At 37.3% G+C, this 13,986-nt stretch carries 6 protein-coding genes; 1 reads left to right on the top strand and 5 read right to left on the bottom strand.

The annotated features are described in order from the left end of the window. From ABTV69_RS21790 to ABTV69_RS21810, 5 genes are all read right to left on the bottom strand, one after another. Positions 1-1,065 (bottom strand): HlyD family secretion protein, encoded by a 1,065-nt coding sequence (locus tag ABTV69_RS21790; protein ID WP_433832604.1) that lies wholly within the window; start codon positions 1,063-1,065, stop codon positions 1-3. 11 nt (positions 1,066-1,076) lie between these two features. Next, a complete protein-coding gene (locus ABTV69_RS21795; protein WP_433832606.1) occupies positions 1,077-2,423 on the bottom strand; it encodes a TolC family protein in 1,347 nt (448 codons plus the stop codon). 332 nt (positions 2,424-2,755) lie between these two features. Next, on the bottom strand, positions 2,756-4,543 hold the full coding sequence (locus tag ABTV69_RS21800; protein ID WP_433832608.1) for a rhamnogalacturonan lyase: 1,788 nt from the start codon (positions 4,541-4,543) through the stop codon (positions 2,756-2,758). Between the two features lie 447 nt (positions 4,544-4,990). After that, entirely contained in the window at positions 4,991-7,114 is a 2,124-nt protein-coding gene (locus tag ABTV69_RS21805) for a hypothetical protein (RefSeq protein WP_433832610.1), read from the bottom strand. Positions 7,115-7,298: 184 nt separating this feature from the next. After that, on the bottom strand, positions 7,299-10,709 hold the full coding sequence (locus ABTV69_RS21810; RefSeq protein ID WP_433832612.1) for a DUF4450 domain-containing protein: 3,411 nt from the start codon (positions 10,707-10,709) through the stop codon (positions 7,299-7,301). 292 nt (positions 10,710-11,001) lie between these two features. Between ABTV69_RS21810 and ABTV69_RS21815 the strand changes: the two genes are divergently transcribed. Further along, positions 11,002-13,857 carry a glycoside hydrolase family 2 TIM barrel-domain containing protein gene (locus ABTV69_RS21815; RefSeq protein WP_433832614.1) on the top strand — a complete coding sequence of 952 codons (2,856 nt, stop codon included), beginning with the start codon at positions 11,002-11,004 and terminating at the stop codon, positions 13,855-13,857. Positions 13,858-13,986: the final 129 nt, after the last annotated feature.

Raw genomic sequence — 13,986 nt, forward strand, 5'->3', positions numbered from 1 at the left:
TTACTTTTTTACTTCAACGGTTACATTCATTCCTGGTCGTACTTCCTGAAGCTCTTTTGACGGAGTTTCAAAATCAATTTTAACTGGAATACGCTGTGTAATTTTTACAAAATTTCCTGTTGAATTATCGGGCTCGACCATCGAGAATTTGGCTCCCGTTGCTGGAGAAAAACCCGCTACTTTTCCTTTAAATTCTTTTCCATCCAAGGCATCAATCGTAATGGTAACTTCCTGACCTTGCTTTATTTTTTCAATCTGAGTTTCTTTAAAATTGGCTGAAATCCATAATTTTTCAGTCAATACCATAGTCGCAATCGTCTGATTGGCATTAATCAATTCGCCAATTGATAAATTTCGTTCCCCAACAAAGCCATCCGCAGGCGCCAAAATTGCGGTATAAGACAGCTGCAATTTCGCGGCGTCCAAATCGGCCCTTTTTCTCGCAACAGTTGCTGAGGCTGCTTCGAGATTAATCGAACTCTGTTTCGTAATCGAACTGCTTGCATCCAGTCCTTTTCTACCCGCTTTAACATAGGCTTCTTCCGATTTCAATTTAGAAATAACCTGATCGTATTGATTTCGTGTTACAGCAGAATCGGCATACATATTCTTGAAACGCTGATAATCTTTTTGAGCCTTTTCTAAACTTGCCAAATCTCCTGCCAGTTTCTCTTTTCCAGAAGCCTGATTAGAAACTGAAGTGGTTATGTTTTGCTGTAGCGAATGCAGATTTCCTTCGGCTATAGCTAAATCTGCTTCTGCCTGTCTGACTTTAATACTATATTCTTCGTCGTCTAAAACAACCAAAGTATCTCCCTTGTGCACCAATTGATTGGCTTCAAATTTTATTTCCTTAATATGTCCTGTTGCTCTTGCAGCAATGTTGTTTATATAAGCTTCAACTTGAGCATTATTAGTAGTTTCATAGGAACTGAAATCAAAGAAGAGACTTAAAATCCATAAACCGCCAGCAATTAAAAAAACAAAAGATAATATTGTGAGAACCCTATTTCTCCTTTTTTCACTTTTCTGAATTCCTTCAATTGGTGTATCTGTTTCACTCATAAAAAACTATATTAAAGTTTACCCATTGCGTATTGAAGTGAGTAATATTGAATGATTAAATCTAAATTGGCATTTACTAACGAAATTCGGGAGTTGTTTAATTGCAATTCGGCATCCACAATCTCACTGATTAAAGCAAAATCATTGTCATAACGGCTTTTCACAATTTTGTAATTGCTCATTGACAATTCCACATCCTTTTTGTAGGTTTTAATGTTTTCCTTGCTTTCCGCATATCTGACGTACGCATTTTTAACCTCTGTAGAAATTTGATCTTTAGTAACCTCTAGGGCTATATTACTCTTGTCGATTTCCAATTTGTCACCGCTTATGCGATGTTTTAAATTATAGAAACTAGAAAGATCCCAGTTTAAAGAAAGTCCAGCGGCCCAATAATTTAGTACATTAACATAATTAGGCCATTGCGCAGGATATTCTGTATTGAGAATCAGATTGGCATTTAAGTTGGGTTTAAAACCACTTTTGGTCAAACTCAAAGACGACTCTGATAACTTAATTTTTACAGCCGCACGTTTTATTTCTTCTCTGTTCTGAAAAGCTTCTTCCAAACTTTGCTGTAAGTTCATGTTTTCGGTCGGAATCATGCTTTCTGCCACTTCTGGCTTTAGAATAGTATTGGTCGGAAAACCAATTAAGATATCGAGATAATTACTAATAAGCTCAATGGTGTTCGTACTTCTAAAGACCGAAACCTTAAAATTAGATTGTTGCAATTCGGTTCTTAAAAGATCACTCGTTAGGTTTTGTCCATTCTTTACACGAGATTTCAATTGATTGATTCGAATATCGGTATTGATGATATTCTGTTTTGTAACTTCAATCTGGCGGTATAATTTCTCTAATGTAAAATATTGTTCCGTTATCGCGTTTTTGAGATCCGCTTCGGTCATTTTAACGGCAGATTCCTGCATTTGACTAATTAATTCCTGCTGGTTGATTCTAGTGTTAATAGTGTTTCCAGTATAAATAGGCAGTGAGGAAATAATATTGGCAAAGGCCTGATGATTGTAGTAATCGACGGTAACCTGACTTTCATAAAATCCTTCATATAGCTTAGGATCGCCAATATAGTTGTAACCGCCGTTTAAACTTATTCTTGGCATTTTAGCAATTTTAGCCTGATCGACATTTTCATGAGCAATTGCCAAATCAGCATTTGCCAGTTTTATCTGCCGGTTATTTTTTATTCCTAATAAAATTGCTTCGTCAAGCCTTATTTTTTTTGCAGTTGCAATACTGCTGGTATCCTGCTGTGCAAAGCTTAAGTTACTGCAACAGCACAATAAGACAAGAGCCAAATGTTTTAAATTTAAAACTCTAAATTGCCAATAACTCATTCGATTATATTGATTTAATTTTGTTTTTTTTGGGAACTTGTAATCAATATTATGTAACAAACATTTCGGGCAACTTTAGATTGGCCCACTTAAAATATCACATGTAGAGGCTTCGAAATTGTTTCTTTTTAAGGCAGTTATTTTCGAAATAAATTTAAACAATTATTTTTTAACTACATAAAATAGAACGCCTTAAAATGGTTTCATTTTATAAGATGAAACCATTTTAAGGCGTTCTTAAGCAAAAAAAAACTAATCGAGAACTTATAAATCTTAAAAATATTTTTAACATCAGAAAAAATTACGTTTAAGAACTATCCTCTTTCCTAATTTTATTTTTTTGAAGAAATCAAAACGATATTGGGTTTTGGAGCGGGATTCATTCCAAATCCCATATAAAAACTAGTATGCGGCGGCTGATTGTAACCTACATTCTGCCAAGCAACACTCAAACGGTATTGCGGATCGTGCATTAAAGTATATTGTCGAACATTGGTTGGAATTATGGTAGAATAAATTCTAAGCTCTTTATTATCTTCAGATCTCAATATTAATTCTTCGCGCCAGTCTCCTAAAATATCCGCAGAAAGTCCTGGAGTCGATTTTGTACCGTTGTTAGCAACCGCGCCTTCTGCCGTAAACAATCTTCCTACATTGTATTTATCAATATAATTCGAATTTAAAAGTTCTCTCGAAGTATCGCCATCCCAATAAATTAAAAAATTAGTCGAACTTGGCGCTTTTCCAATAGTATTGCCTTTCATATCATGCAAATACGGAGAACCAGACCACCAGCATTGCGCCCCTTTTCTAGTTAAATCAATATTATCTGCAACACCGCGACCGACATCGCCGTCTAGAGAATCTGTAAACAAGACTTTTCCATCTTTTGCAGAAAAAAACGTGACACCTGGACCAGTCGTTTTGTTTTCGATTTCATGAATATTAAAAACCTCTAAACCTGGCGTATCCAAATCAAGATCGGAAACATGCATTGCATCACCATGCCTGAAACCTGTTGTGTACAAACCTTGTCCGTTATCGTCAACACACATTGATCCGTAAATGATTTCATCTTTTCCGTCGTTATCGATATCGGTAACTGTTAAATTATGATTTCCCATTCCAGAATACGGATTTTCTGCATTTTTACTATCGAAAACCCATCTTGAAGTCAGTTTTTTATTTTTAAAATCCCAAGCGGCTAAAACCGTTCTTCCGTAATAACCGCGACACATAACCACACTTGGATGAACGCCGTCTAAATACGCCACACACGCCAAAAAACGATCCATTCGGTTTCCTTTTGTATCATTTCCACCGCTTCCCCCGTTTCCACCCCAGCCTGCTAAATCACCGCGCTCCGGAATATAATCTACAGTGGTTATCAGTTTTCCTGTTTTGCCATCAAAAACCGAAAGATATTCAGGACCTTTTAAAATCTTACCATACGTTTTCGAATTTGAATCTCTGTCAACCCAGTCTTTTGATGCATCGCCAACAAAAGTTCCTTCGCTATCTGTAGTTCCGTCGGCCGTTTTACAAACCAATTCCGCCATCCCATCTCCATCCAAATCGTACACCATAAACTGTGTATAATGTGCGCCTTCGCGAATGTTTTTTCCGAGATTAATCTGCCATAAAAATGTTCCATCGAGTTTATAAGCCTGAAAAATAGGCGGATCTGTAATTCCTGTCTGCGAATTATCATGTCCTTTTCCTGTCATGTGAACAATCAGATCGTATTGACCGTCGGCATCCAAATCACCAACCGAAAGATCGTTAGCACTATATCCTTCAATTTCTTTTAGTTTTATGGAAAGATACTGTTTCTCTGGAGCATTGGCAGAAAGCGTAAAACTCCCTGGTGCTTCTGATTCTTTTCCTTTTAAAACCGTTTTTACAAACCATGTATTTTCGGCTTTTGAATCAGCTTTTGAATCAATAAAATGGGTTGCCCCTGTTATGGGTTTATCGTTTAATAAAACCGCTTTCTTGCTGCCGCTTTTTCGATATAAATTAAAAGCCAGATCATCTGGATCTGTTCCTAAAACTCTCCAGCTAATAAAAACCTGATCTTTATTTTTTATAGCAATCACACCACGGTCAAGACTTTCCATTTGTCTTTGACTGAATATATTCAGACTCACGAAAAGAAATAGTATTAAAAAGACTTTATTCTTCATAGTTTGTTACTTAAAATTTAACCGCAAAGAGCGCAAGGGTTTACGCTAGACACGCGAAGTTTATTTCTCGCAAAGTCGCAGAGGCGCGAAGTTTATTTCTCGCAAAGTCGCAGAGGCGCGAAGTTTTTCATCAAAGTTTGTCATTTCGACTGAAAGGAGAAATCACACTCGAATATCGCCAAAGATTGTCTACACACTTTACGGAATTTCTAGTGTGATTTCTCCTCCGTCGAAATGACAAAATAGTGCGTTTTTTACTTAAAATCTCTTATATAACTTATATGGTTCAAAAATCTTTGCGACTCTGCGGCTTTGCGAGATTTCTTTCACTCCAGCTCAAAACCTCTGTCCCTTTGCCCCTTTGCAACTCCGGTCCCTTAACTAAAACATTTTTTTAAATCCTTCGCTCTTTACCTTCCATGTACCGTCTTTTGGGAAACCCGGATTTTCTTCTGTCGACCCGTCCCAACCGGCGCACATCATGGCAACTGCAGTTAAAATCCCGCCGTTACCCGGAAGATAAAGCGTTAACCTTTCGGCTTGGTAATTATGTCCGTTTTTTAAATAAGTATTCGTTGTTACGTTCATAAAAAGAGCGTCTATTGCTTTTTCAGGCATATTCAATCTTGCCGCCGACATCGCTGTCATCGGGAAATCCCAGCCCCATGTTTTGTCCCAGGACCAAGTATTCCAAACCAGATCAAAAGTGTTTTTCATGATTTTTTTGTCTAAAAGCGACGTTTCAGGCAACATTCCGAAAGTTCCTAGTACAGAAGGGTGATCCGTTTTAAATTCTGGATTCGTATAAGAATCTATGGCGCTTTCTGTTGCCAGATATACATTATCAGCCACAGGAAGTTTTGATAATTTAGCCAATACCGTTTCCCATTTTTCAGGTACTTTCTGATTTAGTTTTTTCTTCCAGACAATGGCAGTTTTCAAAGCCCAGTTCCAATACGCCAATTCGTAAGTTGGGTTGAAAGTTTCCATTGCTTTAAAACGTTCTTGCGCCGGAATCACACCCGGACCTAACACATAACGGTCACTTTTTTCATCATAATGAGCAAACGAAGCCATAAAATCCGCCGTCGCAAAAACACGTTCGCTATATAAATTCAGAGTAGAATTATTTGGGTTAGCTCTGTACATTAATTCGGCATAAGTAATAAAATGCGGCTGTTGCCAAATTAAAAATGATCCTACAGAAGATGGACTTTCATTTCCGTCTGCATCCACCATTTTCTGCCATCTAGCCCCTTCAAAACCTTGTCTTTTGGCAATATTTTTCGCTTTATCAAAAACTTTTTGATACCACGGAAGACTTTTTTCCAGCAATTCTGGTCGGCCCCAAAGTGCAAAATGAACACCATGCCACCAATGCATTTCTAGGTGTGGTTTTCCGTACCAGCTGTTATAAGTCAAGCCAGTTTCCTGTGGCGGAACTTTTCCTGTACATTGTGCTTTTGTCAAATACTGCGATAAAATTATTCTTCGCTCCAATTCATTCGCACGCTTATCTGTACTGCCAGAAAAATCTACAGCGGCACCACTTTTCCAGAATTTCTCCCAGCCTTTTATACTGCTGTTCTGAATATCGGCAAATGAAGAATTCTTAACCAATTTCTTTTCTAAAGCAAAAAGCGCACTCAACTCCAATGTATTGGTATCTGAAGCTTCAATCACAAAATAATGATCGGATGCTTTTTTGATTTTAGCATTTCCTTTCCAGCTGAAATTCACCTTATACGAAATACTGTCCATTTTATGCGTCACAACGGCTTCGGTCTTAGATTTTTCTACAAGCTCACTTTTATAATCCTGCTTTCCTTCATATTTGGTTCCCATGTCGGCCCAATCACCGGTTGGAAACGGAATTCTCAAGCTAATTTTTAAACGTTTTTCCTTTAACAAATCTGATTTTACTTTTACGCCAATTTCATCTTTTTCCTGATGTGAAGCCGTTAGAACCGTTACTGGAGTTCCTTCAATTTCAAAATAACTTTCTATTTCTCCCGTCCAAACATTCAGTTTTTGCGAAATCGCTTTTACATCAGATGACTGTGCCAAACTGCCGTCTTTTTTGGTAATTTCAAAGCCCAGATTCCCTAACTGCAACAAATGCGGATTCTGTCTGAACCAGTTTACAGCATCCACTCTTCTTTTCGGCTCTTTAATTTGAACGGTATACGAAATGGCTCTTCCGTATTGTTTGTAATCTCGTAAGGTTTCAGAAAATTTATAATTCTCTGTGTTTTTATAACTGTCCCATCCCCATTCTGACTGAGTTCCCAGCGGAATTCCATGCTGATAGGTTTTCGGGAAAGTCTGCAGTCCGGTGGCATCAACCGTAAAGGCAAAAGCACCGTTTCCGACCGTTAAAGACGCCAAAGTATCGATAGCCGAAATTTGAACATTGTGCCTTGTCACCAAAGCCTTTCGATCAATTTTCTGCGCCAAAGCCGAAATCGAAAATAAGAATACGGTTATGAGTTGATAGTTTTTCATGTGGTTAGTTTGGGTTAGTTTTTTTGTTTCAAGTTTCAAGTTTCAGGTTTTAGGTTGGCTTCGACTCCGCTCAGTCTGACAGATAAGGCTTGTTTACTTTGCGTGTCAGGCTGAGCGGTCCCGAGGCTTCGGGAGAAGCCCCATTTATACAATTATCTCATTATCTAATTATCTAATTGACACATTACCTCATTAAAGTAACACTCATCAACCCAATCACAACATCATTGGCGATTGTTTTCAAAGTCAGACTTTTTAAGGTTTTGTTTTTATTTAACGGTAAATCTAAAATCGTTCCTGCACCGCCTTCCACTCCATAACTGCTGAAACCTTTTATAGCTTTAAAATCTTTGAAATCTCTTGAGATTTCGCCTGTTTTAAAATAAACTCTCGGCGGTCTTGGAGCATCGGTTGTAAAAGCAAGTCCGTCAATAAAATAATCCTGTTCGATTGGCCACCAGTTTTCTGGGTTTTTCAATTGTAGAACTTCCAAAGTTCCGTCCGTATAATTTACTGTGATTTCTCCATTTACAATTCGGCTTTGCATTGGGTTTGTTGTTCCGGCCAGCATAAAATAAGCGTGTGAAGCTTTTCCGTTTAACGGAATATTAATGCTTTCGGGAAAATTATCCCACATCGAAGTGAAAGCGATATTCTTCAGATTTTCATCTGATGGCGTTTGAAACGGAATTCCATTTGGCGTTTTTATTTGACCATTTTGTTTCGCTTTTTCGCGAAGACCCGAATCATCTATTTTTACCATTACATTGGGATAACACCAGTTTCCAATTCCTTGTTTTGGCAATTGTAACGTCACTGTTTTAGGTCTTGGCGACAAATATTCGTAATTAAAAATGTCCGTGACTTTTGAATTAAAATAAGATGATAATGAAACTGTCTCTACTTTCGCTGCTTTATCTAGCGGTAAATCCCAATTGATATTGTTTTCCACTGATTGTTTTTCAGCTTTTACATTCAAATGAACGGGATTCCACCAAGTCAGTTCTCCTTGTTTTAATTCAACAAAAAATACTTTCTCACCAGACGAATTTACTTTCGCTTTAAGCGAATGTTCTTTTTTTAAAACTCCACTTAAAATCTGTTGCGGATCATAAACCGAAAGAATCTGAGCTTTTGATGTTGTAAATTCTAAAGTTTCATTAACAGAATAGGAATCTTTTACTTTAGCATTTTCCAAAACATTTCCTTTCCATTTAATCTGAATATCATAATTTGAACTGTAAGGAGCTTCAATACTGATTTTTGGTTTTCCGATACTTTCAGCAACCAACTTCCATGAAACTGATTTTCCATTAACCAGAATACTTTCTACAGCTTCAAAAGACGAATTCAAAATCAATTTCAAATTCATTTTTGCCGAAAACTGATTCTTAATCGAATAGTTTTCTTCTTTGTTTTCTCTTTTAAAATCAATTGAAATATCCGGAATTGCTAACGAAGCATTATTCCATTTTTCAGGAAAACCAGGCTGAATAGTCAAAACTCCATTTACAGCATCAGGCTGAATCCCGAAAAGTCCTTCGACCAAAGTTCGCGATGCCATACCAATGGGATCAGCAAAATCACGGTACAATTCGCCTCGCATAGCATCCTGAAACAAAAGCTGTTCGAAACCCCCAGGCGAAGCGCCCAAATACATACTTTCTATCAAAGCGCTTTCCCACATTGCATACGCTTTTTCAGATTGTCCGCCTTGCCAGAAAGCCAGCGAAGTATGCAATTGTTCGGCCAAGGCGACGTTATTCGTTGACCAAGTATAAGGTTGCCAATTAGTCGTGCTGATTACATAAAGATCTTTTTTGTCCAATCCTTCTGCCGAAATCGGAATATACGGGATCTGATTGTTTACATAATCCAGCATTTGATAACTTTCAAAAGGATTCGACAATTCTGAATCGATGGTATGGTAAATGCTCCAAACGCCAGGCGAATCGTGCAATAACCGATTTCCTAAAGCGTCTTTATATTCGGCAAAAATTCCCTTATTCGAAATCCAAAGCTGTTGGTTTACAGCTTTTAAAATTTTATCTGCTTCTTTTAGATAAGGTGTTTCGTCTTTTCCTACTTTTTTCGCGAGTTCAGCTGCCATTTTATTCGCATAATAATTATAAGCAGAGGAATGAATAACGCCGCCGCCACTGTACTGCAAAGCATCGCTCGCCCATATCGAAGCATAAGCATCATAAAGTCCGTCATTGTCTGGATCAAAATTTCTTTTTTCCCAATTTAAATGTCGTTCAATTGTTGGCCACATTTCTTTTAGAAAAGCAGTATCGCCTGTCCATTTAAAATGACGAAACATCTGATCGAAAAAAACCAAATTCATATCATAATGATGGGCGACATTATTCTTGTTCGGACTTCGGCTGATGTAACCGCTGCTAAACATCGATGTCCCAATTTCTTCTTTCTGTCTTGCCAGATTTTTTTCTTCATCAAAAACCACTGGTCCGCTTTCCGGAGAAGTTACCTGCGAGTTGCTGTAACTTGTAAAATGCGTTTTCGCCCTGTCGTGCCAGCCCAAAGGATCTGCCGTATAAGCACCACGCCACGCATTTAAATACATTCTCCACGCAATCGCACCGTGCAGATAAGCAGGACTTTCCCAAATTCCGTCAGAAGCAATCGCCAATGCAGCACCTAACGTATTAATGTAATCGTCAGGCGTTTTTACTTTAATTCGATTGGCTAAAAGATGTGTTTCTTGAACCGCTTTTGTATAAAGTTCAGCAATAGATTTTTGAGTATAATTTGTTTTTGAAACTTCGGGAACAAAAAGCCAATAATCGCCTTTTGCAGAAATAGAGTTTGTTTTTCCGCTGATTAAAGGCAATGATTCCGCTTTAGATTCAAACAATTCTAACGGATTTTTCTGCAAATCGGCATTAGCCAAATGAACATCCGAACCTGGAAAAAAGCCACTTAATATTCTGTTATTTCCTGTTTTCTGACGGTTGCTTTCTGAACCATATTCTAAAACAAAAGATTCTTTTTTAAGGGTATATTTATTGCCGAGACAATATTGAGGCTGTAGATAAAAAACTGATTCTGGATCTGCACCAATATCGCCGTCACGGCTGAATTTCTTTCCTGTTGCGCCTCCAAAAGCCCAAACGAAATTGATTTTCTTAGGCAGTTTTTCACCATATATCTTTACGATAAAACCTTCGCTTTCTTTTAATGCTGCAACGTCTACAAACAATTTTCCATTTTCTAAAATAGGATCTTCAATGGTGTAATGCATCGTTCCTAAAACATATCGGGTATCAATTTTAGAAGCTTCGGTGATCCATTTGCTATCTTTTCCGTTTACGAGAGCCAATTTAAAATTGCCCCCCATTCCAGGCATATACATAGCAAATTCTGGCAGATCTCCCGTTTCAACTCTAAACGCGGTATTAGAACCATAAAGTGCTCTATTGAATTTTCGTGTTCCGTTTTTTAAAACAAAACTATTGCCTTCGGGTACATAATGAATCTTACGAATTGGCGCTTTTTCCTGTCCAAAAATGAAAAGAGTCGATGACAGAAACAAGACGGCTAAAGTGCAAATAGTTTGTTTTTTAATTCTCATAAAAATTCAAAATATTGATAATTATTGAAATTTGAATAATACAATTTTTACTTTATTATTTTATCAATTAAATAATGTAGTTGCAATTTCTTTGTTTTTTTATCGGATAGTATCCTGTACCTACCTGATTTTAGAAATTTAAAGAAAATACTAATTTTTAAAACTATCTTACATTTTTTAACATCATAGTACAGGATACAATATCTAAATCGAACAATTAGATTTGATATCACAATTTCTTTCAAACCTCAAAGAGTAGGAGAAAAAAAACAACAAAACCAACCAAATTTGTATGAACAGCAGACTTTCAAAAACCATTTTCGGATTTCTTTTTTTTAATGCTTTTCTTTTTAATGCCAATGCCCAACAGACTGATAAAATTTATCTTTCTGGAGTAGATTTTGAACATCCTGCACAATGGAACTTTTATTGTACTGATGGCAATAACAGCAAAGTTTGGACAAAAATAAATGTGCCGTCGCAATGGGAATTGGAAGGTTTTGGCGAATACACATACGGACGCTGGTACAAAGAACTCAATCAGAAAGAACCAAGTAAGGAAGAAGGTCTTTATAAATATGAATTTGATGTTCCTACTGATTATAAAGACAAAACGGTTCTTATCGCTTTTGGAGGCGCTATGACCGACACTGAGGTAAAAATCAACGGAAAAATTGCAGGGCCGATTCATCAAGGCGGATTTTATGAATTCAAATATGATATTTCATCTCTTTTAAAATTGGGTTCTAAAAATACTTTAGAAGTTCATATCTGGAAACATTCTGCTAACAAGTCTGTAAATAATGCGGAAAGAAGAGCAGACTGGTGGCTTTTTGGCGGTATTTACCGTCCGGTTTGGCTGGAAGTTTCGCCTAAAACTCAGATTCAAAACATTGCAGTAAATCCAAAAATGGACGGTTCGATTACGGTTGATTTGAATCTGCAGAACATTTTAAAAAACACCATTTTAGAAGCTTCCATTTCAGGTAAAAAGGGTGAAATTTTTCCAGCTTTTTCATTTCCGCTTAAAGCGAAAAACACAAAAGAAACCATTTCGGCAAAATGGGAAAATATTAAACCATGGGATCCCGAAAATCCCAATTTATACGACTTAAAACTGGTTTTAAAACAAAACGGAAGCATTGTTCACGAATATCATAAAAAGATTGGTTTTAGAACTTTAGAATTCAGAAAACAAGACGGAATTTACGTAAACGGCACTAAAATCATCATGAAAGGAATTAACCGTCATTCCTTTTGGCCTGAAGGCGGACGCAGTACAAGCAAACGCATAAGCGAACTGGATGTCAGATTGATTAAAGACATGAATATGAATGCGGTTCGCGGGCATTATCCGCCAGATGATCATTTTCTGGATGTGTGCGATTCTCTTGGTCTTTTTGTTTTGAATGAACTGGCGGGCTGGCAAAATTCGTATGATACGGAAACCGGAACTAAACTCGCCAAAGAAATGATTGCGAGAGATGTAAATCATCCGTCAGTCATTATTTGGGATAATGGAAATGAAGGCGGGTGGAATTATGAAGTTGATAAAGTTTTTGCTGAAAATGATCCGCAGAAAAGAATTGTGATTCATCCGTGGGCCGATTTTGATGGTTGGGACACGCATCATTATCCAACGTATTTAACAGGAATGCATCGTTTTAATTCGGGTGAAAATGTATTTTTTCCAACTGAATTTATGCACGGAACTTATGATAATGGCCACGGTGCAGCTCTGGAAGATTTTTGGAATCGATACAAAGAAAGTCCGCTGTTTGCTGGAGGTTTTATGTGGGCGATGCTCGACGAAGCAGTAAAACGTTCTGATTGGAAAGGCGAACAACAATTTGATTCTAAAGGTTCTCTCGCCGCCGATGGAATTCTGGGACCTCATCGCGAAAAAGAAGGAAGTTATTTTGCCGTAAAAGAAATCTGGGCGCCGATTCAGTTTCAGACCAAACAAATTACAGACATTTTCGACGGTTCTTTTTTAATTACGAATGATTATTTGTTCAGCAATTTGAATTCCTGCAAAATGGAATTTAAAGTTTTAAAAGCAGACCCAACTATTTTATATGCCGATAAAACAGCTCAGGAAATAAGTTCTGGTAAAATTGAAATTCCGAGCATTAATCCGGGCGAAACCAGAAAAATTAAGTTGGCTGTTCCTCAAAATTTCTTTGAAGGCGATATTTTATCGATTATGGCTTTTGATCATTTCAATAAGGAAATTTATACTTGGACTTGGCCTATTCATAAAGCTAAATTTTATGCTTCTAAATTTTTGGCGGCTCAAAACACAAAAGCAAAAGCTTCGGTTACCAAAACCAATTCTGAAATTACATTGAAAGCAAACGAGGTAACGGTTATTATTGATGCTGCAACGGGTGAAATTCGAAAAATCAGCAGTGCATCAAATGTGATTCCGCTTACAAATGGTCCTCGTCCCATTGGAATGAAAGCCAAATTGAAAGACATTCAAATTTCGCAAGAAGGCGAAAAAGCAATTTGTCAAGTTAATTATAATGGCGGTTTATCGTCTATAAAATGGATCATGGAAGCTGACGGAAGATTAAAAATGGAATTGCTGGCTTTAAAAAATGCTTCGGGCGGAGATGGTTTTGACGGTGCTTTTTTTGAAGATAAAATCAATGCTTTTGGTATTACGTTCAGCTTTCCTGAAAAAGAGGTTACCGGAATTAAATGGTTTGGAAGAGGTCCGTATCGTGTTTGGAAAAACCGCATAAAAGGCACAACGTACGGTTTTTGGCAAAAGGATTACAACAATACAATTACAGGAGAAAGTTTCAAAAACCTCATCTATCCTGAATTTAAAGGCTATCATGCCAATTTATTGAATGCCGATTTAAAAGCAGGGACTTCATCGTTTAAAATTTTCAGCGAATCGGATAATTTGTTTTTGAGATTGTTTACGCCCGACCTCCCTAAAAATGGTTTTCAGGGGAGTTATCCACAACCTGATTTCCCTGAAGGAGACATTTCTTTTATGTATGAAATTCCAGCCATGAGAGATTTTAAACCTTTGGAACAGCAAGGCCCGCAAAGTCAGCCCACGAATATTAGAATCAAAAAAGGCGATGATGGGATCAAGATGGATTTGTGGTTTGATTTTAGGGGGATTTAGTTTTTTTGTTTCAGGTTTCAGGTTTCAAGTTTCAAGTTGGCTTCGACTTCGCTCAGCTTGACAAATGAAACCATTGTCAGCCTGAGCGGAGTCGAAGGCCAAGTTACTTTTAATCATTAACAGCTCACA

This window comes from Flavobacterium anhuiense (assembly GCF_050990855.1).
GTDB classification, from domain to species: Bacteria; Bacteroidota; Bacteroidia; order Flavobacteriales; family Flavobacteriaceae; genus Flavobacterium; species Flavobacterium anhuiense_C.